Below are 23,166 nucleotides of genomic sequence, written 5' to 3'. Positions count from 1 at the left end.
CACCAAACCATCGCGGAAGCGGCTAACACTGATTCGGATATTCGAGGAACTGCGCGCGCGGTTGCAAGGGCGGTTATGGTGCCGTGCAGGTATCGCGGATACGCGGTCACAACGGTGCGCCGCGCGGCGTCGACAGGGATCAGGGACGTACAACGGTTGCTATCGGCACTGTCTTCTTGGTCGCTGCATCGACGGCTGCTATCAGCCTGTCCGACGCGCCTTCGCCATTGGCATGCACAATAAGCTGGATGTCATTCACGAATGACCCGTTAACGGCACTATCGACCTTCTCCTGCGACACGGCGGAGTAACCTTGTAGCCTGCCGGGTAATCCTGAGCGGATCGTAATAGGGACGGTCGTGCGACGCGGTGCAAGCCTGAGGTGAGCGATCAATAACGCTTGGCGCCTGCCACACGGAAGCGGTTCTTGCGAGACATGTGCCGTGACATTTGACGCTGCCCTCTTTGCCTATTTCTGCAGATATATCTGGTCGCTCGGCATGGGCCGCCCTTCTTGTGCGGTCGTTTAGCTATATCTCGGTTCCGGTGCGGGCGATGGTCTTCATACTGTCATGATCGATGGGTCAGTAGAATCGGATACTCCGTCGATCTCATCCAGTTCGGCCCGTGTCGGGTGGCGACTCTCGGCCAGTTGAGCACTGTCGTAGCTGCAGCCGATGATGAACTTGGTCTTTTCGAGCGTGGCGCGGTTTTCCTTTCTCCAGACGCGCAAATCAGTTTCGAGCGAGGGGATAATCACGCATTCGGCGCTTTCGTTGATCACCGCATTCTTCATCCGATCGTAGAGTAGCTCCTGCGGCGCCCATCTATGGGTTAGGCGTCGATATGACAGCGCATCACCGCCTGCCGGTACTTTGTAGCGCAAAAGTGGGGTCGCACGTCCCTTAGGTATTCGGTGACGGCTGCATCCCTCGGCCAGCACCAGAGCGCGCGGCACGCGCCGGAACAGCGAGCACCCCAACCTCTTTTCAAGATTGCGTATCTGATGGCTGAGCGCCGCGCTGTGTAGAGCAGGGCTCCGACGTCGCCTTCGACAAGTTCAGGTGACGGGCTGCCTTGCCGCCTCGAAGGCACGGAGGGCATGGAACGGGATACTGGGGCGATCCATGCCTTACTTATTATTTTTGCCAATCGACCCGTCAAGAATTGGTGTTTTGATAACCCTGATCCGCCGCTCTAGATCACTTTTCCAGAATATTCCCTCATGGTTCGGCAGAATGGCAAACAACTCGCCGGGCCACTAACAGGCAAGGAACCTCATGATCAGCTTCCGTCTTCTTGGATTCGCGACCGCCGTGCTTGCAACCCCGGCATATGCGGGATCGCTCAGCGACCAGCAATTCCAAGCAATCAGCGAAGAGGTCTTCCGCCCGGTCATCGAAGAGTTCGACATTCCAGGCATTGCCATCGGCGTCACGCTGAACGGCCAACAGTATTACTTCACAGATGGGATGGCCGATCGCGACGCCTCTGTACCGGTCGACAAAGAAACGATTTTCGAGCTGGGTTCGAACAGCAAGCTGTTCAATGTCACTCTTGCCGCGCTGGCAGAACAGAAGGACCTTCTGTCGCTGCACGATCCGGTATCAAAGCAATTGCCGGAACTTTCGGACAGCGCTTTCGACCAGATCACGCTCTATGATCTTGCGGCACACGCAACCGGGGGGCTGCCGCTGCAGGTTCCGGACGATATCACCGACAATCAGTCGCTGATGGCCTATCTGGCGAAGTGGCGACCAGAGGGCGATACGAAATCCCTGCGCTCATATTCGAATGTCAGCATCGGTCTGCTCGGGCTCATCGTCGGCGACAAGTTCGGCGGCTCCTATGAGGAAGCCCTCCAAAGCGAGCTTCTGCCCGGTCTGGGGCTGACGAACACCTATGTGACCGTCCCGGTTGCAGAGATGGGGCATTACGCTTTCGGTTACTCGCGCACCGACAACCGCCCGATCCGGGTCAGTCCCGGCATGCTCGACAGCGAAGCCTATGGCATAAAGTCCAGCGTCACCGACATGACGCGTCTGCTTGATGCTCATCTGGGAAATATTCCCCTGAACGAAGATATGACAGCGGCCCTTGCCAGGACACGGGTGTCGGAATTCGACACTGCCCATTTCGCCCAGGCCATGATCTGGGAGGGGTACCCCTGGCCGGTGGAAGCCGCGCAGCTTGAGGCGGGCAACTCTGCCGATATGGCGATGAAGCCGCAGCCCATGACCCATCATGAGGAGAGGGCTCTTGAGGGGGCTGTCTTCCTGAACAAGACCGGCGCGACGAACGGCTTCGGCTCTTATGTTGCCATGGTTCCATCTGAAAAGATTGGCGTGGTGGTGCTTGCGAACCGCAACTATCCTAATCCGGTGCGCGCGGCCGCGACCCTGACACTGATCACGAAGATCCTCGATCAGGCGGGTCGGTGACCCAGAATTGGCACTCGTCAATGTCGGGCGGCATGTTCGTTAGAAGAGCTGTCCGGCATGTGTGGGGCGGTCCGCTTTCGTTCAGCAAGGCCCCACGAAGCCGAAAATCAGGGACTTTCCATTTCGCGCAAGAGTGACCTCATAACGCTATTGAACAAGCGGTTGAATGGCGGGGAGGTTCAGTCAAGGCACGCCCCAGACACTCGCAGGGCGACATACTTCGCACTGCATCAAACGACCAATTCGGGGATGTCACCTCGTCGCATCTGACCTCATCGACTGGTGGTATGTGCCGTCTCAGATAAAATGACTCGCCCGCTCGGTGACCAATCACCGAGCGGGTTGAGTGCAACCGTTTCAAGCCTCGCGGACGGTCAGACAGCTCGCAGAGAATGCGGCTGGGGCAAATTCCGTCGAAAAAGAGCCGTCGTTTGCCCCAGTTTTATTTGCATAGCTCAGATGGAGCTACGCTCTGCGGCGGTCTCTGCACTCGCGGTGTCGGGAGCGCCGGTCGGCTCAACGAGCAAAAGTCTGCGTCTTCCGGGCAAATGGGCAATGCCTTAGTGGAAAATATTTCTAGCTTTTCAAGTCCCTGCGCCATTCCTGAGCAGAATTTCGATTTCACCCGAAGGAGCAAGGAAGAAGGCATCTGTGGCGGCATGAGAGTGCCAACCCCCTTCCACCTCAACCCCAATTTGTCGTGACAGTTGCATGGTGCGACCGTGCGTGGGCACCACTTCTCATCGAAGGTCGCAAGCTTTACCGCCAAGTTTATTGCTTGGGCCATCGCAACTCTCCGCATTTCGTTTCGCGGTATGGTAGCTCGCTGTGAATGGTTAATGGCACGCTTGGTATTACGAGATGGCGCAGTCCCGAATTGCGGCGCAGAGTGCATCGATCTCGGCCTCTGTGGTCAGGTACGATACGGTCGCCCGCGCCACCTGATCCAGTCCGCGCAGGTTCATGTCCAGCGGTGTATAGGCCATCCCATTGGACCCGATCGCGATCCCTCTTTCCCTCAGCCGCGATTGCACCGCCCCCGCCACCATGTTGTCGAGATTGAACGCCACAAGGCCGGACAGACGAGTCCCACGGTCCAGGACCGTCACGCCGGGCATTTCCTGCAGGCGCTGTCGCAGAAACGCTGACATATCGGATACATGGGCTTGGATCTCATCGATGCCAATCCGTGTCGCCAATGTCAGGGCGGCTTGCAGTCCCGCCATCAGAACCGCCGACATTTCGCTGCTTTCAAAGCGCCGCGCGTCAGGCCGCGGTTGGGGCATCTCGTCCAGATAGGGCATCGAGACGTGATCGCCCCATGGCGGTGAAAGCCGGTCGAGGAAAGCTTCGCGGACGTACAGAAGCGCTGTTCCTCTGGGCCCCCTCAGGTGCTTGCGCGCCGTGGAGACCAGCACATCGCAGCCGATCTGCCGCACATCGACGGGGATCTGCCCGACGGCCTGCGCCGCGTCCACGATATAGGGAATGTCATGCTCTTGTGCGATCTGGCCGATGCCTTCGGCGTCATCGATCAACCCGCCATTGCAGGGCAGCCAAGTCAGGCAGATCAGCCGGACATGCTTGTCGATCATCGTCCGTAGCGCGTCCAGATCGGTGACGCCGTCTTGCCTTGTCGGCATCGGCTCTACAGTAGCGCCCGCGCGCGCCGCCTTGTATCGCAGCGTGGCAAGGTTGCCGCCCCATTCCTGCTGCGACACCAAAATCCGGTCCCCTGCACGAAACTCGGGCAGGCTTGCGACCGGCATTCCCCAAGCAGTTCCCGTGCTCGACATGAAGGCAAGCTCGGCCGGCTTGCAGCCGATCAGCCCGGCGGCCAGTTCGCGGGCCTGCGCCTTGATTTCTTCGCCCGAAGATGCGGTCTCCATCGGTCCATGCAGGGCCTCCAACTCGATCCTGGAGCGCATGGCATCTACGACTTCGGCGGGCGGAAGGCCCGCGCCAGCCTGATTGAAATGGATCACATGGTTGCAGCCCGGCGTGCCCGCCCGAAGCTGTGCGACATCCAGTTGCGTGCTCATGGCAGTACCAGTTCAACCGTCGCCTCGACCTCCACGCTTGCGCCGCCGGGCAGGGCAGCGACGCCCACGGCGCTGCGTGCATGTCGCCCGGCCTCTCCGAAAACCGCCGCTATGAGGTCCGAGGCGCCATTGGCCACCTGCGATTGTCCGGTAAATTCAGGCGTCGAGGCCACGAAGACGCCAAGCCGCAGGATGCGCCCGATCCCACCGATTTCGCCTTCGGTCGCCGCGGCGATCTGGGCGATAAGGTTCAGGGCTGCGACTTCGGCAGCCTTCTTGCCGTCCTCGGGGCTGACGGCTCCGCCGACGGTCCCGCTCAGCATTTCGCCCTGAGGTGTTCGGCTTACCTGACCCGAAATCGTCAGCAGGTTTCCCGCCCGTGTCCACGGCGCATAATTCGCCGCCGGGGTAGGGGCCGCCGGCAGGTCATGACCCAGTGCCTTGAGCCTTGCAGTAATCGACATCTGCGCAATCCTTTCATGTCGGGAACAGGCATAGGCGAGTCGCTTCGGATGGTTCCAATTCAAACTCCGACGCTTGCAATCTATCTGGCTAATGTCATTATCCGCCGAACCTGTCCAAAGTGATCCAGCATGCGCCGGTCCAAGACCTTGCCTCCTCTCGAATCCCTGCGCGTCTTTCACGAAGTGGCGCGTCAGTCTGGGTTCCGAAAGGCCGGTGACGCATTGCTGATCTCGCAAAGCGCTGTCAGCCATCATATCCGCAAGCTCGAAGACATGCTTGGCCGGCCGCTGTTTCGGCGTCACTCCAAGTCCATCTCGCTGACCGATGCCGGACAAGAGATGCTTGAGGCAACCCAGGCAGGCTTCGATCTGATCGCCGAGGCTGCGGCCCGGCTTCGCCAGAGTGACGAAACGGCGCCATTGCGGATCAGTCTGCTGCCATCTTTCGCGACGAACTGGCTGTTGCCGCGCATCGACGGGTTTCGCACAAGGCACAGCGACATCGAGGTGCAGCTTGATCCCACACTTGCCTTGGCCGACCTTGCCAATGGCGAAGCGGACCTTGCGATCCGCTACGGGTCCCGCCCTTTGGTCCCGCATTGCCGCAAGCTGTTTGCCGAGGAGCTTTGTCCGGCCGTGTCGGCAGACTATCCAGCACGGATGTCCATTCGCGCGCCGGGCGATGTGCTGGCCTATCCCCTTCTTGACAGCCAGGGCAGCCATGACTGGCGCATCTGGCTAGAAGCCAACGGTCTGGACCCGTCCAAGGGCCAGTTCATGCAACTCAGGGATTACAATGTGGTACTTGAGGCCATTGCGTCGGGTCTGGGCATAGGCATGGCGCGCAAACGATTGGTCAGCGGCCAGATCGCCTCGGGCCGCATTCAGCCCTGCTTTGAGCGGGGCGTAATTACCGATCAGGCTTCACATTGGCTGATTGCGCGAGGCGATCAGGTGCAGCATCCCGCGACCAAGATCTTCATCAAATGGCTGATCGCGGAATGTGCCGATACTGATTGACGAGCAATTGTAAGACCCATTGCGGTCGGTCAAGCAGCACATGACGAGCGTGGCTGTCGTAAGGTCGACCAATGCTGACCTATGCAGCACGGCGGCGCTCCCTCAAACCGCCTGCAGCTAAATCCACGTCTTCGTTGGTAAACGTGTGGGACGGGACCATGTCCGCCTTTGGTCCGAGGACATTGGTCAAGTGGCATCACCTCTATCCGAACGCAGGAGGGGTTAGCCTGTCTCGCAGTGGTCATCGGTCTTTTTCCCGGCCCGTGATCGGGTGGTCCTTGCAAGGCGGGCAAACGGCAGGCGTCTTCCTGCAGGCTTTGCTCATGGCAGTCTGGTGCCGCAATCTGAAGGGCGCTGTGCTGGTTCATTTGGATTTGGCAGCCAGTTTACCGGCATAGACTGGGCCGTCTTCCTACGCCCTATAATCTTGAGCGTTCGATGAGCCGCCGAGGGAGTTGCCACGAATTCAACCGGTCTGCGCCAGCGGAGCAGAACACGGTCGCCGAAGCCTCTTCAACCTGCGCAAGCGCGAGCGGATCAGGTGCAGACTCTACCGAAGCCGCGACAAAGAAACTCGGAGCTATTCGGATCAGCAGACTCGATTAGCCTCCTCGGCCAACCACGCACTGGTACCGTCGTGCGGAATTGCCCTGACCTTGGCGCGGACGCTCACTGCGATGTGGGTGAATGTCTTTGATAGGCTCAAAACCATCAACAGTGACGAATCAAAATGGCCTCTCAAACGGAGAGGCCAAATAGTCGGTGAGGGCCTGCCTGAACGAGCCCTGAAAGAGAAGCCCCCGGACCTGTGAGGGCCGGGGGCGATGTCTTGGCGGATTGCGTCAGTTAGCCACGCAATCGGCGAAGTAATGGGTCTGGCCGTCCTCGTCCTGCTCTTGCACAAGGCCGTGGATGTCGGTTTCGAAGCCGGGGCATTTCCGGGCGAACTCGCGGTTGAACTTCAGGTATTCGACGATCTTGCGGTTGAAGACCTCGCCCGGGATCAGCAGGGGGATGCCCGGCGGATAGGGGGTGACAAGGCTGGTGGTGACGCGGCCTTCCAGGTCGTCGATCGGGACGCGCTGGGTGGTGCGATGCGCGATATGGGCAAAGGCGTCGCTGGGCTTCATCGCCGGGGTCAGCTCGCTCAGATACATTTCCGTCGACAGCACCGCCACGTCGTATTTGGCGTAAAGCGTATGGACGTGCTGGCAAAGGTCGCGCAGGCCCATCTTTTCGTAGCGCGGGAACTTGGCGCAGAATTCCGGCATGGTGCGCCACATCGGCTGGTTGCGGTCGTAATCGTCCTTGAACTGCTGGAGCGCGGCCAGCAGCGTGTTCCAGCGACCCTTGGTGATGCCGATGGTGAACAGGATGAAGAAGCTGTAAAGCCCGGTCTTTTCGACCACGATGCCATGTTCGGCCAGATATTTGGTGACGATCGAGGCCGGGATGCCGGTTTCCTCGAAGCGGCCGTCGATATTCAGGCCGGGGGTGATGATCGTCGTCTTGATCGGGTCGAGCATGTTGAAGCCCGGCGCCATGTCGCCAAAGCCGTGCCACGAATCCTCGCCGTCGCGCTGGACGCCCTCGGCATCGGTGCGGCGCAGGATCCAGTCCTTGGCGCGGCCGATGCCCTCGCCTTCGGGCGCGTCCGGGCCCCAGACCTGGAACCACCAGTCATCATCGCCGAATTCGGCATCGACCTTGCTCATGGCACGGCGGAAATCCATCGCCTCGGCAATGCTTTCCTCGACCAGCGCGGTCCCGCCCGGCGGCTCCATCATCGCCGCCGCGACATCACAGCTGGCGATGATCGAATATTGCGGGCTGGTCGAGGTGTGCATGAGGTAAGCTTCGTTGAACAGGTGCCGGTCCAGCTTGGTGTCTTGCGAATCCTGCACCAGCACGTGGCTGGCCTGACTGATCCCGGCCAGCAGCTTGTGGATCGACTGAGTGGCATAGGTCACCGAGTGCTGCGTGCGCGGGCGCTTGCGGCCCATGGCGTGGAAATGACCATAGAAGGGGTGGAAGGCGGCGTGGGGCAGCCATGCTTCGTCGAAATGCAGGTTCTCGACATAGCCGTCGAGCATGCTCTTGATCGTCTCGGTATTGTAGAGAACGCCGTCATAGGTCGACTGGGTCAGGGTCATGATGCGCGGCTTGACCGCATCGGCATCGACGCCGTCCAGCAGCGGGTTGGCGCGGATCTTGGCCTGAATGGTCTCGATCTCGAATTCGCTATGCGGGATCGGGCCGATGATGCCGAAATGGTTGCGGGTCGGGCGCAGGAAGACGGGGATCGCGCCGGTCATGATGATCGAATGCAAGATCGACTTGTGGCAGTTGCGGTCCACGACGACCACATCGCCCGGCGCGACGGTATGGTGCCAGACCATCTTGTTGCTGGTCGAGGTGCCGTTGGTGACGAAGAAGCAGTGATCGGCATTGAAGATCCGCGCCGCATTGCGTTCGGATGCGCCGATGGCGCCGTTATGGTCCAGAAGCTGGCCCAGTTCCTCGACTGCGTTGCAGACATCGGCGCGCAGCATGTTTTCACCGTAGAACTGGTGATACATCTGGCCGATCGGGCTTTTCAGAAAGGCCACGCCGCCGGAATGACCGGGGCAATGCCATGAATAGGACCCGTCCTCGGCGTAATCCAGAAGCGCCTTGAAGAAGGGCGGCTGGATACCCTCAAGGTAGGTCTTGGCCTCGCGGATGATGTGGCGGGCGACGAATTCCGGCGTATCCTCGAACATGTGGATGAAGCCGTGCAGCTCGCGCAGGATGTCGTTGGGCAGGTGGCGGCTGGTCTTGGTCTCGCCATAGACATAGATCGGCACGTCCGGGTTTTTCCAGCGGACTTCCTCGATGAAGGTGCGCAGGTTCACGATGACCGGATCGTCATCGGGGCCGGCGCTGAATTCCTCGTCGTCGATGGACAGGACGAAGGCGCTGGCGCGCGACTGCTGCTGGGCAAATTGCGACAGGTCGCCATAGCTGGTCACGCCCAGCACTTCGAAGCCCTCTTTCTCGATGGCTTCGGCCATGGCGCGGATGCCAAGCCCCGACGAGTTCTCGGAACGGAAGTCTTCGTCGATGATGACGATGGGGAAGCGGAACTTCATGAAGCTCTCCTGACGGATGAGCAGCCGTCCAGAAAGACACAGCATGTCATGGCGCGTCCTCCTGTTCTGCACTGTCGCGGTTTTGGGATCTGTGGCCGGTTTCTTTCGCTAGTTGGGGGGCGCGTCAAGACCTGATGGGATCAATCCGCCGCGACCCTGCCAAATGGCCGGATATCGCTTGTGCGCAACTCAGCCCAGCCGGTGGCGGAACAGCCATGCCGCCAAGGGCAGGGTGATCCCGGCAAGCACCAGAAGCGGCAGGAAATTCGCGGCGATATCGGGGAAAGTCGCGCCCTCAAGATAGACGCGGCGCACGGTGTCGATGCCGAAACGCAGCGGGTTGGCATAGGTCAGGATCTGCAGCGCCTGCGGCATGTTCCGGACCGGGGTCAGCAGCCCCGACAGCAGCATCAGCGGCATCACCAGCATGAAGGTGTAAAGCATCGCCTGCTGCATGGTCAGCGACACCGCCGAGATCGACAGGCCGATGCCCACCGATGCCGTGGTAAAGGCCAGCAGCCCGCCGTAAAGCAACCACAGCGATCCGGCCATCGGGATCTGGAACCAGAACAGGATGATCAGCAGAATGATCGTCGATTGCACCAGCCCCACGAAGATCGCGGGCAGGGCCTTGCCGATCAGGATTTGCGTGGGCGTCAGCGGCGTCACCAGAAGCTGGTCGAAGGTGCCCTGTTCGCGTTCGCGCGCCACCGACAGCGCCGCCAGCATCAGGGTTTGCAGCATGCTGAGCGAGGCGATCATAGCGGGCATCAGATTCCAGCGGGATTCGAAATTCGGGTTGAACCATGCCCGGCGGATGATGGTCACCGGGGGTGCTGCCCCCAGCGTCCGGTTGAAATCCGCGACGATGGCCGCGACCTGTGCCGCCGCCGCGCCCGCCGTGGCGGAATTGCGCCCGTCAAGGATCACCTGCATCGGGGCCGTGGTCCCGGCGGCAAGCCGGGATTCGAAATCAGGCGGGAAGGTCACGACCAGCAGCGCCTTGCCACTGTCGATCTGGGCGGCGATGCGGGCCGGGCTGTCCAGCGTGGCAATGCGCTGGAAAACCCCGGTCCCGTCCAGCCGCGCGAGGATCTGGGTCGAGGCCGCGCCCCGGCTTTGGTCCAGAACCGCATAGGGGGCATGGGTCAGGTCATAGGTCGCGCCATAGCCGAACAGCAGCGACTGCATCAGCGCGGGTGCAAACAGCAGCGCACGGCTGGACGGGTCTTTCAGAAGCGCCAGCATTTCCTTGCGGATCAGGGCGAGGGTCTGGGTGAGGTAAAGCAGCAAGCCCTGCATGGTCTAGTCCAGCGTCTTGGTCAGCGTGCGCCGGGCGATGGCGATCAGCGCCAGCGCATAGGCGGCCAGCGTCGCATTGGCGCGCAGGATCTGCGGCCGGTCGTCCCCGGCCATGAACAGGGTCTTGATCAGACCCATGAAATGCGTGGCGGGCAGCAGGTTGCTGATCACCTGCACCACCACCGGCACATTGCGCAGGTCAAAGACAAAGCCCGACAGCATCAGGGCCGGCATGAAGCTGGTCAGCAGCGCCATCTGGCTGGCCGCGAACTGATTGCGCGTCACCCCCGAGATCACGAGCCCAAGCGCCAGCGACACTAGCAGGTAAAGCAGCGAGGACAGGATGATGATCCAGAGCGAGCCTCGGATCGGCACGTCAAAGACGAATTTCGCCGCCAGCAGGCAGAAGGCAAGGTCGATGGCCCCGATCACCAGATAGGGGGCCAGCTTGGACAGCACCATCTCGATCGGGCGGGCCGGGGTGACGAACAGCGATTCAAGCGTGCCGCGTTCCCATTCCCGCGCGATCAGCAGCGAGGTCAGGAAAGCCCCGATCAGCGTCATCACCAGCACGATCAGGCCCGGCACCAGAAACCATGTGCTGTCATTGGCCTCGTTGAACCAGATGCGGCTGACCAGCGTGACGCTGGCCGAGGTCGCGGCGGGATCGCCCTGCCGGTCGGAGATATGCTGCAGCGCGGTCGAGATCGCGCCGCTGGCATAGGTCTCGATGGCCTGAGCGGTGTTTGAATCGACGCCGTTCAGGATCAGTTGCAGCTGTCCTTCGCCCTGCAGCAGATCGCGGGTGAATTCGGCGGGCACGCGCAGGATGGCATCGGCGCGACCGGCGCGGATCAGGGCCTCGGCCTCGGGCATCGAATGGGTCCAGATCGGGCTGAAGTAGTCGGACCCGGCGATACCCGCGACGGCCGTCATGGTGGCGGCAGAGCTGTCCTCGATTACCACGGCGATGCGGACGTCGGTGACGTCGAAGGACAGGCCAAAGCCGAACAGCAGGATCAGCACCACCGGCAGGACCAGCCCGACGATCAGGTTGCTGCGGTCGCGCAGCATCTGCCGCGTTTCCTTGCGGGTCAGGGCGATCAGGCGCGCGCGGGCGTTCATGCCGCGTCGCGGCCCGCGCGGGCCGTCTCGACAATGGCGATGAAGGCGCTGTTCATGTCATCCGCGCCCGACAGGTCGCGCACCTCGCGGGGTGTGCCGATGGCCAGCATCCGGCCCGCATCCTGAATGGCGATGCGGTCGCAATATTCGGCCTCTTCCATGAAATGGGTGGTGACGATGACGGTGGTGCCACCTTGGGCCAATGCGGTGATCCGGCGCCAGAAGGCGCGGCGCGCCAGCGGGTCGATGCCGCTGGTCGGTTCGTCCAGAAACAGGATCTCGGGGTGGTGCAGCAGCCCGACGGCCATGGCCAGCCGCTGCTTGTAACCCGCGGGCAGCAACCCGCTGACCGCCGTGGGATCAAGGTCGAACTCGGCAATGGCATCAGTGATCCGCGTCCGCAGCAGCTTGCCCGACAGCCCATAGGCCCCGCCAAAGAATGCCAGATTCTCGCGCACCGTCAGATTGCCATAGAGCGCGAATTTCTGCGCGACATAGCCGATGCGTTGGCGGGCCTGCGCCCGTGCGGTCCGCAGGTTGCGGCCCGCGACTTCAAGATGCCCGCTGGTCGCGGGCAGCAGCCCGCAAAGCATGCGGAAGGTCGTGGTCTTGCCCGCGCCATTGGGACCGAGCAGGCCAAAGATCTCGCCCCGCGCCACCTGAAACGACGTGCTGGCGACGGCGGTGAAATCCCCGAAGCGGCGGACCAGATCGCGGACCACGATGACCGGCTGGCCGTCGCTGGCCAGCGCTGGCGTCTGGGTCGCGATGGTGGCGGGGGGCGTGTCGTCCTGCTGGCGCAGGAGCATCATGAAGGTGTCCTCCAGCTCGGCCGGGCGGGGGGTGGCGGAGGCGATAAGATCGGCCAGCCGCGCCGCATCGGCATCCGGCCTGCGGATGAAGCGGACATTGCCGCCCTGCGGCACCGCGTCGATGATGCAATCGGGCGCGTCGATCAGCCTTGCCTGCAAGGCGCGGGCGGGCATGGGCGGCAGCGGCGTGGCGACAAAGGTCAGGCCGCGCGCCCGGTCGCGCAGGGTATCGGGCGGACCCGAGGCCAGAATCCGGCCGCGATGCAGGACATGGACCTGCGCGCAGCGCTCGGCCTCGTCCATATAGGCGGTGCTGACGATGACGCTCAGCCCGTCATCCTTGACCAGTTGCAGCACGATCTGCCACAGGTCGCGGCGCGACAGCGGGTCGACGCCGACGCTGGGTTCGTCCAGCAGCAGCAGATCGGGCGAACGGACCAGCGTGCAGGCCAGTCCCAGCTTCTGCTTCATGCCGCCCGACAGCTTGCCCGCTGGCCGGTCGGTGAAGCGCGCCAGATCGGTCATCGCCAGCATGCGGGCGAAGCGGTCCCGGCGCTGCGCCATCGGCACGCCATGCAGATCCGCATAAAGATCAAGGTTTTCTTGTACGCTGAGATCTTCGTACAGGCCAAAGCGCTGCGGCATGTAGCTGATGCGGTCCTGCACCTGCTGGGGATCGCGCGCGACATCGACGCCCAGCACATGCAGCGACCCGGCATCGGGCCGCAACAGCCCGGCGAACAGGCGCATCAACGTGGTCTTGCCCGCGCCATCCGGGCCGACCAGCGCGGTCAGTTCCCCTTGTCGGACGGTAAGCGTCAGATTGTCGATGGCGGCAAGACCGGCAAAGGACTTGGACAGCCCCTCGGCGCTGACCGTCAGCGCGGTCATGGCGCGTGCCCGTCGGTCAGCTTGACAGTGACCGGCTGGCCAAGGCGCAGGCTGTCGGTCGGGTCGTCGACCGTGACATGGACCTCATAGACGAGGCTGGTGCGCAATTCCTCGGTCTGGACGGATTTCGGGGTGAACTCGGCCACCGAGGAGATGTAGCCGACCTGACCCGCGACCGGTTCGGGATGACTGTCGGTCAGCACCTGCGCTGCCATGCCCGGCCTGATCCGGCCCAGATCGGCTTCGCGGACATAGACGCGGACCCATTTCGGATCGGTCAGGGCCAGCGCATAGACCGGCGATTGCGGCGTGGCCATGTCGCCGGGTTCGCGCAGGCGCGAGCGGATGACGGCATCGGCAGGGGCGCGCAATTCGCCCAAGGTCACCTGATAGCGCAGCAGTTCCAGCTGGGCTTCGGCCGCCTGCAATCGGGCGGCGGCGGCGGCGATTTCCTCGGGGCGGGCGCCGGCCAGCAGCAGGTCCAGCACCGCAATATCCTGATCGACCGCGGCATTCGCGGCCTTCGCCTCGGTCGAGGCGCGGTCCAGATCCTGCTGGCTGACCGCGCGCGAGGTCAGCAGCCGCGCGGCGCGGTCGCGTTGCAGGTTGGCAAGCTCGGCCGAAGCCTTGGCCGAAGCGACACGGGCCTGGGCCTGGGCGATTTCCTCGGGGCGCGCGCCTGCGCGCAGTTCCAGCAGGGTCTGCCGTTCGGCCTCGACCACGGCTTCCTGCGCCTTGGCCTGCAATTCCAGCGTGTGGGTATCGAGCCGCGCGATGACCGCGTCCGCCTTGACCCGATCGCCCTCCTGCACGCGCAATTCCGCGATCCTGCCGCTGCCGTCAAAGGCCAGCGCGACCTGCCGGATGTCGACATTGCCGTAAAGGGTGATGTCGCCCGAGCTGCTCGCATCGCGCTGCTGCCACCAGAACCAACCGCCCAAGGCCAGCGCGGCAATCAGCAGGATTGGCAGGATGCGTTTCATGGTCAGCCCTATGAGCGGAGCTTAAACTAAATTGAATTTAATCTAAATCGACTTTAAAGTCGAGCCACTTCGAAAAGGGCGCATCGGAATGAGCAAGGCCAGAACCGCAAGAAAGCGCATCGATGGCGAGGCGACCCGCGCCCGCATCCTTGAGATTGCCGGGCAACGCTTTGCCGATGCCGGATTTGCCCAGACCGCCAGCAAGGAAATCGCGGCGCTGGCCGAGGTCGATCTGGCCTCGATCAACTACCATTTCGGGGACCGCGCCGGGCTGTATCAGGCGGTTCTGGCCGAGGCGCATCGCCGCATCGCCGATCTGCATGACATTGAGCGCCTGATGGCCAGCGCGTTGCCTGCGCCGGAGAAGCTGCGTGAATTGATCCGGTTCCTGCTGGGCGGCGTTGGCGGGCAGGTGTCATGGCCGGTGATCGTGCTGGGGCGCGAGATCCTGTCGCCCTCAAGCCATTTGCAGGTGCTGCAACAGCAAGAAATCCTGCCCAAGCTGCAGGCGATCCTGCCGATGCTCAGCGAGATTACCCTGATTCCCGTCGATGACCCGGTGCTGTTGCGCTGCCTGCCCTGCATCGCCGCGCCCTGCGCGATGATCGCCCTGCTGGGCCGCAGCGGAACGGAGCTGGGCGAACGCATCCATCACGCCGCGACAGAGGATCTGGTCGGGCAATTGCACGCCTATGCCTTGGGGGGACTGGCGGCGGTTCGGGAACGGTATCGCGGCGCCGGGCGATGACCCCCGCCGCATCTGCGGCAAGGGGCGGTGGGTGCATCAGGACGAATGCAGGAAGAATCGCCCGACAGGGTGCGCTTAATGATCTCGGCCCGATCCCAGCGGACCGAGCCTTCCTTGCTGTAGAAGCAGTTGAACCCGCCCCCGAGCGCTTCGGCATAGGCGCGGCATTCGGCGGAATCGTCGAAATGCTGGTTGCGACCGATTTCGTCCATGACCTTCTTGTGGAAGCTGGCATGGTATTTGAAATGGCACAGCACCGCTGGCGTCTCGGCGATTTTCGCGTCCCCGATATCGTGCAGCCCGGCCGAGAGTTGCATCCATGGCTTGTATTTCAGGATGCAGGTCTTTTGCGAGTTAAAGCTGCTCACGCCCGCGTTCGGCGCCAGCCGGTGCCGCAAGCTGCTGGTCCGGGTGGGTGATGGAATATGGCGAAGATGCGACCGGCGGCCCCGACACCAAGGAGGTCTATGCCATCTATGACGGGCAATATTACTTCGACGACAGTTTCCATGCCTATGCACTTGGCCGCTTGACCGTGGACGGGCTGGCCGGGGATGACGTTGCCGATCAGGCTGGGCGGCTGAAGCGCGACGCCTTTCTGGGCTGCGGGCCTAGCTTCCGGGTTCTGGCCAGCGACCAGACCACGTGACGTCTGCAGGCGGGCCTCGGGCTGCGCTACACCAAGTCGTTCAGGTGGATACGACCGGCACCGCCGGGTTCGAGTCGAATGCCGAAGCGGGCTACATCCTGTCCTCGCGCTTCTTTCATCGCGTAGTGACAACGGCTTTGTCACCAACGGCACCGATTACCCGACCTCGGATGCGAATGACACGGCCAGCAATGAGCTTGGCCTGAACTTCCGCATGACCGATGCGCTGTCGTCCCGGATTTCCTATCTCACCGAATATGTGTCCGAGCGCGCCACCCGCACCGACAAAACGCTGGGCGTGCCGCTGGTCTACGAGTTCTAGACCCATCCCTCTGCGAACGGTCGCGGCCCTACGTGCCGCCTCCCGAAACTGAACCCGAGGAAAGACATGGATTCCGCCGCGCTTATCCCCGAGCGTGACGATGACTCCGCTGAGGCACGCTATGACGACCCTTACGGCGGCCGCGACCTGACCGGAGGCTCTGACGACGATGACACCGTGGCCGCAGATGCCGGCGATGACGAAATCTACCTTGGCTATGGCGATGACCTTTACGGTGCCGAAAATACGGGTCCGGACGAAGGCACAGACACCATCGATGGCGGTGACGGTGAGGATGGCGTCACCCTGAGCAGCGCTGCCCAAGGGCGTGACCCAGATCACCTATGACAGCGATGATCAGGTCAGCATCGTGGTGTCCTCGGGTTGCGAGAGCGAGGGTGAGTTGACCTTGGTGCAGGACGGTGACCACGTGCAGGTCGTGCTGCGGCAAGGTCGTGGCGCTGCTTCTGGATGCGGATGCCGATGACATCTCGAATGTCTCGGTCAGTCAGGGGTAGGGCGGGCAAGTGCATCGACTTTGCCCGGTCGATATGCAAGTCAGGCCGCGATCAAGTGAAACGAGCCCCACGATGCCTTCCGGACCAGACGAGTTGGTGCTGATCCACCGCTTCCCCGCCCTTGCCGTGGCCACTTTACCCATGATCATGGGCGCAGGCAGGCCATGATCCGGGTCGAAGGGCATTTCGGCGAATGGCTTCAAGGGCGGCTTGGCCCGCAAGGGCCGGTCGTGCTGGTAACCATGGCCTGTCCGGCACTGGCGGTTGTGGCTGAACGGTTGGGGTCGGGGGAACGTCTGGTCGAACAGCAGCCGCAGATCATCCCGGAAAGCCATGCCGCGCAGGTCTTCGACTGGCTGGGATGTGATGAGGGCGCCTATCGTCTTATTGCGGGGATGCCGCCGGGCGGGGGCGCGGGGGCCTCGACTGCGGCGCTGCTGGCGCTGGCCCGTATCGCAAGCGGAGATGCCCCTCCTGATCCCAAGGCGCTGGCCCGCATGTGTCACGGGATCGAGGGGGCCTGTGATCCGCTGATGCTGCCAAGGCCGGATGCGGTGCTGTGGGCCTCGCGCCACGGGGCCGTGGTCGAGGATATGCCACCGCCCCCCGAGGCCGAAATTCTGGGCGGTTTCTGGGGTGCCGCGCAGCGCACGGACCCGTTGGACCTGAATTTTCCCGATATTTCCGACCTTGTTGCCGAATGGCGCGGGCAGCCGGATCTTGCGCAAGCGGCGGCTCTCGCCTCGCAATCGGCCATGCGATGCAGTGCCCTGCGCGGCCCCGAGGGTGATCCGACCCCCGATCTGGCCCGCGAGTTCGGTGCCTTGGGCCATGTCCGGGCGCATACCGGCTCGGCCCGCGGGCTGATCTTTCCGCCGGGCGAGGTGCCGTCACGGGCGGCGGCTGCACTGCGGGCCGCAGGATTTCAGCAGATATTGAGTTTTCGCAGCGGAGGGTGGGCATGAGTTTTGCCGCGATGATGCTGGTGGCGCTGGCAATCGATGCCTGCCTTGGCTGGCCCGACTGGCTTTACCGCCGGATCGGGCATCCGGTCACGTGGCTGGGTCGCCTGATCGGCATTTGCGACCACCGGCTGAACCGTCAGGGGCCGGCGGTCGCAGATATTGCGATGGGCGCCGTCACGGTTGTGCTGGTGATCGGGGCAGCAATCTTACCGGCGCTGATGCTGCAATTCATCCTGCCACAGGGCTGGCTGGGCGTGCTGATCGGCGGCGTGCTGGCATGGCCTTTGATTGCTGCGCGCTCTCTGCACAGCCATGTCGCGGCGGTGGCCCAGCCGCTGGGGCAGGGCGATCTGTCAGGCGCGCGCCGGGCCGTCGCGATGATCGTCGGGCGCGATCCGGCACGGCTGGACGCTGCGGGCGTCTCGCGCGCAGCGCTTGAAAGTCTGGCCGAGAACAGCTCCGACGGGGTGATCGCGCCCCTGTTCTGGGGCATGGTCGCGGGACTGCCGGGGATCGCGGCCTATAAGGCGGTGAACACCATGGATTCCATGATCGGGCACCGTACGCCCCGGCATGAGAACTTCGGCAAGGTGGCGGCGCGTCTGGACGATCTGGTGAACCTGATACCGGCGCGGCTGACCGGGCTGCTGTTCGCGCTGGCATCGGCAAGGCCTAAGGCGGCGCTGCAAGTGATGCGGCGCGATGCGCGCCACCATCGCTCACCCAATGCAGGCTGGCCCGAGGCGGCGATGGCCGGGGCGCTTGGCATCCGCCTGTCGGGTCCGCGCAGCTACGGCGATCGCATTGCGGACGAGCCTTGGCTGAACGCAGACGCGCCCGATCCGGGACCGGCGGACCTGACCCGAGGGCTTGCGCTTTACCGCCGGTCCCTGTTTCTTGGCGCCGGATTTCTGGGGCTTCTGGCGTGTCTGTGACCTTGGCTAAGCGCGATCATGGCGGCGATCTTGACCGGGCCAAGCGGGTATACGGCGCGGGCGACTGGCTGGACCTGTCGACCGGCATCAATCCGGTTCCCTATCCGGTTCCGGCCCTCCCCGCCTCGGCCTGGACCGCCCTGCCGGTGGCCGAGGACATGGCCGCGCTGCTGGCCGCAGCCCGTGCGGCTTATGCCACCAGCGCTGCGGTCGTGGCGCTGGCCGGGGCGCAGGCGGCGATCCAGATCGTGCCGCGGCTGCGCGCGCCGGGCAAAGCCCGCGTTCTGGCACCCACCTATAACGAACATGGCGCGGCGCTTCATGCGCAGGGCTGGGAGGTGACCGAGGTCGCCACGCTTCAGGAACTGGCCGGGGCCGATCTGGCCGTGCTGGTCAATCCGAACAATCCCGACGGGCAGCGCCACGATCCGGCGCAATTGCTGCGACTGGCTGCGCGCGTCGGGCTGCTGGTCGTCGACGAAAGCTTCGCCGATCCCGAGACGCAGCTTTCGTTGGCCCCGCTGTTGGGAGAGGGGACACCGAACCTGCTGGTGCTGCGCTCATTTGGCAAGTTTTACGGCCTTGCCGGTCTGCGGCTGGGCTTTGCGCTGGCCGAGGCCTGGCTGGCGGCAAAAATAGCGGCGTTGGCCGGTCCTTGGGCGGTCAGCGGTCCCGCCATCGCCATCGGGAAAGCGGCGCTTGGCGATCGCGACTGGCAGGCGTGCACAAGGCAGCGGCTGGACCTTGACGCCCTGCGCCTTGATCGGGCGGCGGCCAACGCCGGCTGGCAGCTTGTGGGTGGCACGCCGCTGTTTCGCACCTATGAGGTCGGCGATGCGCGGGCCGCCCAGAAGCGGCTGGCCCGCCGCCGGATCTGGACGCGGATATTCCCCTATGCGCCGGGTTGGGTCCGGTTGGGCCTGCCGGGGGATGAGGCCGGGTGGCAGCGTCTGGAAACGGCGCTAGCGGGCAAGGGCGAATAGCCCTTCGACATCCAGATGTTGTTCAAGATGGTTGGCCAGCGCGTCCAGCGTGGCCTCGACCGTCGCATCATAACCCAACCCGGACGACGTGCCGAAGCCCTGCAGATAGGCGGCGCGGAAACCATCGTCGCGGAACAAGCCGTGCAGATAGCTGCCCGCGACCCGTCCATCCGCGCTGATGGCCCCTTCGGGCTTGTCCCCGATCATGGCGAAGGGCCGGGCGCAATCGGGGCCATCGCTGCGCCCGAGATGGATTTCATAGCCCCTGCAGGTCTGTCCGGTGGCCAGATGAGTGGCCTCAACCTCGGTCAGGCGCTTGTCGGGGGTCATGACGGTGGTCACGTCCAGCAGGCCCAGCCCCGGATCGGTCCCCGCGGCCCCCTCGATCCCGTCAGGATCGGCGACAAAGCGCCCTAGCATCTGGTAGCCGCCGCAAATTCCCAGCACCCGGCCGCTGCGGCGGTGATGGGCAAGGATGTCGATGTCCCAGCCCTGCGCCCGCAAGAAGGCCAGATCGCCGCGCGTCGATTTCGTGCCGGGGATGATGACCAGTCCCGCATCCCCCGGAATCGCCTGACCGGGCTCCAGCATGGTCAGACGCACACCTGATTCCTGCGACAGCGGGTCGAGATCGTCGAAATTCGCGATGCGCGACAGGCGCAGGCAGACGATGTGCAGCCCGGCCCTAGTGTTCGCCGCAGGGCTGCGAATGTCCAGCGCATCCTCGGCGGGCAGCTTCCACGCATCCGGGAACCACGGGCAGACGCCGAAACCACGCCAGCCGGTCGCCGCCTCGATCAGGCGGTAGCCGTCATCGAACAGCCGCGGGTCGCCGCGAAAGCGGTTGATCAGAAAGCCCGAGATCTGCGCCGCATCCGCCGGGTCGATCACCGCCTGTGTGCCGACGATCTGCGCGATGACGCCGCCACGGTCGATGTCGCCCGCCAGCACCACCGGCACATCCGCCGCCCGCGCGAAGCCCATATTGGCAATGTCATTGCGGCGCAGATTGACCTCGGCCGGGCTGCCCGCGCCCTCGACCAGCACCAGATCATGGGCGGCGCGCAGGCGCTGATAGCTTTCCAGCACATAGCCCAGCAGCCGGGGCTTTACCTCGGCATAATCCCGCGCCCGGACCGAGGTCAGACGCTGGCCATGAACCACGACCTGAGCCCCGGTTTCAGACTCGGGCTTGAGCAGGATCGGGTTCATATCGGAATGCGGGGGCAGGCCGCAGGCCAACGCCTGCACGGCTTGCGCCCGGCCGATCTCGCCGCCGTCGCGGGTCACGGCGGCGTTGTTCGACATGTTCTGCGGCTTGAACGGGGCGACGGACAGACCACGTAACCGAGCGGCCCGACACAGCCCGGCCACCAGCAGGGACTTGCCGACATTGCTGCCGGTGCCCTGTATCATCAATGCGCGGCCCATCAGTGCCGCCCGGTCGGGTTGGCTTGCATCAGAACTCGACCCCCGGCTGTGCCTTGATGCCCGCGCGGAACGGGTGCTTGATCAGCGACATCTCGGTCACCAGATCGGCGGCCTCGATCAGCTCGGCCTTGGCATTGCGCCCGGTCAGGCAGACATGGGTCATGGGTGGCTTTTCGTGCAGAAGGAAATCCACCACCTCGGCCACGTCCAGATAGTCATAGCGCAGGGCGATGTTGATCTCGTCCAGCAGGACGAAGCGGATTTCGGGGTCAAGGATCTGCTCGCGCGCGATGCGCCAGCCGTTTTGGGCGGCGGCGATGTCGCGTTCGCGGTCCTGGGTTTCCCAGGTGAACCCCTCGCCCGAGACAAAGAACCGGCATTCCTGCGCAAAACGCGTCCGCAACAGTTCGCGTTCGCCGGTGTCGCGGCCGCCCTTGATGAACTGCACGACAGCGCAGGGCATGCCATGGGCGATGCAGCGCAGGACCATGCCAAAGCCCGATGACGACTTGCCTTTGCCCGGCCCGGTATGGACCATGATCAGGCCCTTTTCCCCGGTCTTTGACGCCATCATCTTGTCGCGCGCGGCCTTGATGCGCTTCATCTTTTCGGTGTGGCGCGTGGCGGTGTCGTCCATGTCGGGTTCCTTGCGCTTGACAGTCCTTGGCGGGCTGGACCATATCAGTCCCGCTGGTGCCTGTGCAAACAGGTGAAAAGGGAATGCGCAAGGCCGTCAGGCCCAGAGCGCAGCCGCCCCCGCGACCGTGAGTGGAAAGGGAGCCCATGGCCACTGGATGCATGCATCCGGGAAGGCAGGGCAACCGCCGGAGCAACCCTCCGAGATCCGCAAGCCGGGAGACCTGCCAGCCATGATGCATGTAACCGGACGGGGGTGTTCTGGTGTGGAGATAGGCAGCCTTTCCGGGCGGTTTCGTCACCATTTTCCCCTCGTCCGTCCTTCGGTGGGTGAGGATGATGACGATACGACCAAAGCCAGCCGAGTTGCTGGTCTGCACCTGCTGCAAGAACGCGGCTGACCCGGCGGTAACCGGCGAGGCCGTGCTGTCCAGCCTGTCCGAGGCGCTTGCCGGGACGATCACCGTCACCGGCGTGCAATGCCTGTCCAACTGCTCGCGCGGCTGCACCATCGCGCTGCGCGGCGCGGGGCGCTGGACCTATGTCTACGGCAATATCGACGCCTCGGCCCATCTGGAGGCGATCCGCGACGGCGCGGCCAGATATGTGCAGGCCCCCGACGGGCTGGTGCCATGGCGCGACCGCCCTCTGCATTTCCGCAAGAACTGCATCGCCCGCATTCCCCCCATGGAGACCGAATGAATGGCCAATCTTGAGAAACTTCCCGTCACCGTCATCACCGGCTTTCTGGGATCGGGCAAGACCACGCTGATCTCGCATCTGATGCGCAATCCCGGCGGCAAACGGCTGGCCGTGGTGGTCAACGAATTCGGCGAATTCGGTGTCGATGGCGACATCCTGAAAGGCTGCGCCATCCCGGAATGCCCGGCGGAAAACATCGTGGAGCTGGCCAATGGTTGCATCTGCTGCACCGTGGCCGATGATTTCATCCCGACCATCGAGACGCTGATGGCGCTTGATCCCCGCCCCGATCACATCCTGATCGAGACCTCGGGGCTGGCCTTGCCCAAGCCCCTGCTGCGCGCCTTTGACTGGCCCGCCATCCGCTCGCGTATCACCGTGGACGGCGTGATCGCGCTGGCCGATGCCGAGGCGGTGGCCGCGGGGCGTTTCGCGCCCGATATCGCGGCGGTCGACCGTCAGCGTCTGGCCGATGACAGCATCGACCATGAAACGCCGCTGTCCGAGGTGTTCGGCGATCAGGTGTCCTGCGCGGATATCGTGCTGCTGACCAAGCCCGACCTTGCCGGCCCCGATGGCGTGGCCCGCGCGCGTGAAGTGATCCTTGCCGAGGTGTCCCGCGCCCTACCGATCATTGAGGTTGCCGAAGGCGCGGTCGATCCGCGCGTGATCCTTGGCCTAGGTGCTGCGGCCGAGGACGATCTGGCCGCGCGCCCCTCGCATCACGACGGGGCCGATGATCACGAACATGACGACTTTGCCAGCGTGGTCATTGATATCCCCGAACTGTCGGACCCCGCGCCGCTGGTCGAACGGATCGAGGCGCTGGCGCGCGAGCAGAACATCCTGCGGGTCAAGGGTCATGTCGCCGTCACCGGCAAGCCGATGCGGTTGCTGGTTCAGGCGGTGGGTGCTCGGGTGCGCCATCAGTTCGACCGGGCATGGCGGCCGGATGAGGCGCGCCAAGGCCGGTTGGTCGTCATCGGAGAGCATCACGACATCGATGCGCAGGCGATCCGCGCCCTGCTGCTGCCGCAACCGCTGGACGCGTGACAGGGACCGCCCC

21 protein-coding genes, 2 pseudogenes and 1 riboswitch are annotated in these 23,166 nt (G+C 63.6%); of the genes and pseudogenes, 11 read left to right on the top strand and 12 right to left on the bottom strand.

What is annotated here, in order from left to right; genetic code table 11:
• Positions 1-562: 562 nt before the first annotated feature.
• Together IB235_RS21500 and IB235_RS25945 are read right to left on the bottom strand one after the other, a co-directional pair.
• Positions 563-796, bottom strand: coding sequence for a hypothetical protein (locus tag IB235_RS21500; protein ID WP_192338467.1), 234 nt, complete (start codon positions 794-796; stop codon positions 563-565).
• 153 nt (positions 797-949) lie between these two features.
• Positions 950-1,012, bottom strand: a pseudogene (locus IB235_RS25945) (hypothetical protein); the annotation flags it as partial.
• Positions 1,013-1,280: 268 nt separating this feature from the next.
• On the opposite strand from IB235_RS25945, the gene ampC reads away from it, so the two are divergent.
• Positions 1,281-2,441 (top strand): class C beta-lactamase, encoded by a 1,161-nt coding sequence (ampC, locus tag IB235_RS21495; RefSeq protein ID WP_192338466.1) that lies wholly within the window; start codon positions 1,281-1,283, stop codon positions 2,439-2,441.
• A gap of 854 nt (positions 2,442-3,295) precedes the next feature.
• Here the strand turns inward: ampC and IB235_RS21490 are convergent.
• Both IB235_RS21490 and IB235_RS21485 read right to left on the bottom strand, forming a co-directional pair.
• A complete protein-coding gene (locus IB235_RS21490; protein WP_192338465.1) occupies positions 3,296-4,483 on the bottom strand; it encodes an aminotransferase class V-fold PLP-dependent enzyme in 1,188 nt (395 codons plus the stop codon).
• Positions 4,480-4,947: a RidA family protein gene (locus tag IB235_RS21485; RefSeq protein ID WP_192338464.1), complete on the bottom strand. Its 468-nt coding sequence runs from the start codon at positions 4,945-4,947 to the stop codon at positions 4,480-4,482. The genes IB235_RS21490 and IB235_RS21485 overlap by 4 nt, the downstream gene beginning before the upstream one ends.
• 129 nt (positions 4,948-5,076) lie before the next feature.
• Between IB235_RS21485 and IB235_RS21480 the strand changes: the two genes are divergently transcribed.
• Positions 5,077-5,967 (top strand): LysR substrate-binding domain-containing protein, encoded by an 891-nt coding sequence (locus tag IB235_RS21480; RefSeq protein ID WP_192338463.1) that lies wholly within the window; start codon positions 5,077-5,079, stop codon positions 5,965-5,967.
• Positions 5,968-6,809: 842 nt separating this feature from the next.
• On the opposite strand, the gene IB235_RS21475 is transcribed toward IB235_RS21480, so the two are convergent.
• The 5 genes from IB235_RS21475 to IB235_RS21455 all read right to left on the bottom strand — a co-directional run bounded on the left by IB235_RS21475 (position 6,810) and on the right by IB235_RS21455 (position 14,211).
• Positions 6,810-9,098, bottom strand: coding sequence for an arginine/lysine/ornithine decarboxylase (locus IB235_RS21475; protein WP_155042018.1), 2,289 nt, complete (start codon positions 9,096-9,098; stop codon positions 6,810-6,812).
• A gap of 189 nt (positions 9,099-9,287) precedes the next feature.
• The gene (locus tag IB235_RS21470) at positions 9,288-10,400 is read right to left on the bottom strand and encodes an ABC transporter permease (protein WP_192338462.1); all 1,113 of its coding nucleotides are present in this window, start codon (positions 10,398-10,400) and stop codon (positions 9,288-9,290) included.
• 3 nt (positions 10,401-10,403) lie between these two features.
• Entirely contained in the window at positions 10,404-11,525 is a 1,122-nt protein-coding gene (locus tag IB235_RS21465; RefSeq protein WP_192338461.1) for an ABC transporter permease, read from the bottom strand.
• Entirely contained in the window at positions 11,522-13,228 is a 1,707-nt protein-coding gene (locus IB235_RS21460; RefSeq protein WP_192338460.1) for an ATP-binding cassette domain-containing protein, read from the bottom strand. Before IB235_RS21460 ends, IB235_RS21465 begins: the two co-directional genes overlap by 4 nt.
• Positions 13,225-14,211 (bottom strand): HlyD family efflux transporter periplasmic adaptor subunit, encoded by a 987-nt coding sequence (locus tag IB235_RS21455; protein WP_192338459.1) that lies wholly within the window; start codon positions 14,209-14,211, stop codon positions 13,225-13,227. Before IB235_RS21455 ends, IB235_RS21460 begins: the two co-directional genes overlap by 4 nt.
• A gap of 88 nt (positions 14,212-14,299) precedes the next feature.
• Between IB235_RS21455 and IB235_RS21450 the strand changes: the two genes are divergently transcribed.
• Positions 14,300-14,959 (top strand): TetR/AcrR family transcriptional regulator, encoded by a 660-nt coding sequence (locus IB235_RS21450; RefSeq protein WP_192338458.1) that lies wholly within the window; start codon positions 14,300-14,302, stop codon positions 14,957-14,959.
• Here the strand turns inward: IB235_RS21450 and IB235_RS21445 are convergent.
• Positions 14,902-15,327 (bottom strand): hypothetical protein, encoded by a 426-nt coding sequence (locus IB235_RS21445; RefSeq protein WP_192338457.1) that lies wholly within the window; start codon positions 15,325-15,327, stop codon positions 14,902-14,904. The genes IB235_RS21450 and IB235_RS21445 overlap by 58 nt on opposite strands.
• A gap of 50 nt (positions 15,328-15,377) precedes the next feature.
• On the opposite strand from IB235_RS21445, the gene IB235_RS25630 reads away from it, so the two are divergent.
• The 6 genes and pseudogenes from IB235_RS25630 (at position 15,378) to cobD (ending at position 19,331) form a co-directional block, all read left to right on the top strand.
• Positions 15,378-15,608 (top strand): DUF481 domain-containing protein, encoded by a 231-nt coding sequence (locus IB235_RS25630; protein WP_192338456.1) that lies wholly within the window; start codon positions 15,378-15,380, stop codon positions 15,606-15,608.
• A gap of 199 nt (positions 15,609-15,807) precedes the next feature.
• Positions 15,808-15,930, top strand: a pseudogene (locus IB235_RS25625) (DUF481 domain-containing protein); the annotation flags it as partial.
• A gap of 66 nt (positions 15,931-15,996) precedes the next feature.
• Positions 15,997-16,278, top strand: coding sequence for a hypothetical protein (locus tag IB235_RS21430; RefSeq protein ID WP_192338455.1), 282 nt, complete (start codon positions 15,997-15,999; stop codon positions 16,276-16,278).
• A 334-nt stretch (positions 16,279-16,612) separates the two neighbouring features.
• The gene (locus tag IB235_RS21425; protein ID WP_192338454.1) at positions 16,613-17,413 is read left to right on the top strand and encodes a propanediol utilization protein; all 801 of its coding nucleotides are present in this window, start codon (positions 16,613-16,615) and stop codon (positions 17,411-17,413) included.
• The gene (cbiB, locus tag IB235_RS21420) at positions 17,410-18,348 is read left to right on the top strand and encodes an adenosylcobinamide-phosphate synthase CbiB (protein WP_192338453.1); all 939 of its coding nucleotides are present in this window, start codon (positions 17,410-17,412) and stop codon (positions 18,346-18,348) included. Before IB235_RS21425 ends, cbiB begins: the two co-directional genes overlap by 4 nt.
• A complete protein-coding gene (cobD, locus tag IB235_RS21415; protein ID WP_370576963.1) occupies positions 18,339-19,331 on the top strand; it encodes a threonine-phosphate decarboxylase CobD in 993 nt (330 codons plus the stop codon). Before cbiB ends, cobD begins: the two co-directional genes overlap by 10 nt.
• Here cobD and IB235_RS21410 read toward each other — a convergent pair.
• The gene (locus tag IB235_RS21410) at positions 19,311-20,762 is read right to left on the bottom strand and encodes a cobyric acid synthase (protein WP_192338452.1); all 1,452 of its coding nucleotides are present in this window, start codon (positions 20,760-20,762) and stop codon (positions 19,311-19,313) included. The two genes, cobD and IB235_RS21410, sit on opposite strands and share 21 nt — an antisense overlap.
• Before the next feature lie 28 nt (positions 20,763-20,790).
• The gene (cobO, locus tag IB235_RS21405) at positions 20,791-21,399 is read right to left on the bottom strand and encodes a cob(I)yrinic acid a,c-diamide adenosyltransferase (RefSeq protein ID WP_192338451.1); all 609 of its coding nucleotides are present in this window, start codon (positions 21,397-21,399) and stop codon (positions 20,791-20,793) included.
• A 37-nt stretch (positions 21,400-21,436) separates the two neighbouring features.
• A riboswitch (cobalamin riboswitch) is annotated at positions 21,437-21,645 on the top strand.
• A 92-nt stretch (positions 21,646-21,737) separates the two neighbouring features.
• Between cobO and IB235_RS21400 the strand changes: the two genes are divergently transcribed.
• Positions 21,738-22,100 (top strand): DUF1636 domain-containing protein, encoded by a 363-nt coding sequence (locus IB235_RS21400; RefSeq protein WP_192338450.1) that lies wholly within the window; start codon positions 21,738-21,740, stop codon positions 22,098-22,100.
• On the top strand, positions 22,101-23,153 hold the full coding sequence (cobW, locus tag IB235_RS21395) for a cobalamin biosynthesis protein CobW (protein WP_192338449.1): 1,053 nt from the start codon (positions 22,101-22,103) through the stop codon (positions 23,151-23,153). It begins immediately after the preceding gene.
• Positions 23,154-23,166: the final 13 nt, after the last annotated feature.

The organism is Paracoccus sp. PAR01, assembly GCF_014851995.1.
GTDB classification, from domain to species: domain Bacteria; phylum Pseudomonadota; class Alphaproteobacteria; order Rhodobacterales; family Rhodobacteraceae; genus Paracoccus; species Paracoccus litorisediminis.
This window is presented reverse-complemented; position numbering and strand designations above follow the sequence as displayed.

What these genes read in the sequence shown, in the direction of transcription:
- IB235_RS21500 (WP_192338467.1), bottom strand. Translation starts at nt 796, where the DNA reads ATGAAGAATGCGGTGATCAACGAAAGCGCCGAATGCGTGATTATCCCC.
- ampC (WP_192338466.1), top strand. Translation starts at nt 1,281, where the DNA reads ATGATCAGCTTCCGTCTTCTTGGATTCGCGACCGCCGTGCTTGCAACC.
- IB235_RS21490 (WP_192338465.1), bottom strand. Translation starts at nt 4,483, where the DNA reads ATGAGCACGCAACTGGATGTCGCACAGCTTCGGGCGGGCACGCCGGGC.
- IB235_RS21485 (WP_192338464.1), bottom strand. Translation starts at nt 4,947, where the DNA reads ATGTCGATTACTGCAAGGCTCAAGGCACTGGGTCATGACCTGCCGGCG.
- IB235_RS21480 (WP_192338463.1), top strand. Translation starts at nt 5,077, where the DNA reads ATGCGCCGGTCCAAGACCTTGCCTCCTCTCGAATCCCTGCGCGTCTTT.
- IB235_RS21475 (WP_155042018.1), bottom strand. Translation starts at nt 9,098, where the DNA reads ATGAAGTTCCGCTTCCCCATCGTCATCATCGACGAAGACTTCCGTTCC.
- IB235_RS21470 (WP_192338462.1), bottom strand. Translation starts at nt 10,400, where the DNA reads ATGCAGGGCTTGCTGCTTTACCTCACCCAGACCCTCGCCCTGATCCGC.
- IB235_RS21465 (WP_192338461.1), bottom strand. Translation starts at nt 11,525, where the DNA reads ATGAACGCCCGCGCGCGCCTGATCGCCCTGACCCGCAAGGAAACGCGG.
- IB235_RS21460 (WP_192338460.1), bottom strand. Translation starts at nt 13,228, where the DNA reads ATGACCGCGCTGACGGTCAGCGCCGAGGGGCTGTCCAAGTCCTTTGCC.
- IB235_RS21455 (WP_192338459.1), bottom strand. Translation starts at nt 14,211, where the DNA reads ATGAAACGCATCCTGCCAATCCTGCTGATTGCCGCGCTGGCCTTGGGC.
- IB235_RS21450 (WP_192338458.1), top strand. Translation starts at nt 14,300, where the DNA reads ATGAGCAAGGCCAGAACCGCAAGAAAGCGCATCGATGGCGAGGCGACC.
- IB235_RS25630 (WP_192338456.1), top strand. Translation starts at nt 15,378, where the DNA reads ATGGAATATGGCGAAGATGCGACCGGCGGCCCCGACACCAAGGAGGTC.
- IB235_RS21430 (WP_192338455.1), top strand. Translation starts at nt 15,997, where the DNA reads ATGGATTCCGCCGCGCTTATCCCCGAGCGTGACGATGACTCCGCTGAG.
- IB235_RS21425 (WP_192338454.1), top strand. Translation starts at nt 16,613, where the DNA reads ATGATCCGGGTCGAAGGGCATTTCGGCGAATGGCTTCAAGGGCGGCTT.
- cbiB (WP_192338453.1), top strand. Translation starts at nt 17,410, where the DNA reads ATGAGTTTTGCCGCGATGATGCTGGTGGCGCTGGCAATCGATGCCTGC.
- IB235_RS21410 (WP_192338452.1), bottom strand. Translation starts at nt 20,762, where the DNA reads ATGGGCCGCGCATTGATGATACAGGGCACCGGCAGCAATGTCGGCAAG.
- cobO (WP_192338451.1), bottom strand. Translation starts at nt 21,399, where the DNA reads ATGGACGACACCGCCACGCGCCACACCGAAAAGATGAAGCGCATCAAG.
- IB235_RS21400 (WP_192338450.1), top strand. Translation starts at nt 21,738, where the DNA reads ATGACGATACGACCAAAGCCAGCCGAGTTGCTGGTCTGCACCTGCTGC.
- cobW (WP_192338449.1), top strand. Translation starts at nt 22,101, where the DNA reads ATGGCCAATCTTGAGAAACTTCCCGTCACCGTCATCACCGGCTTTCTG.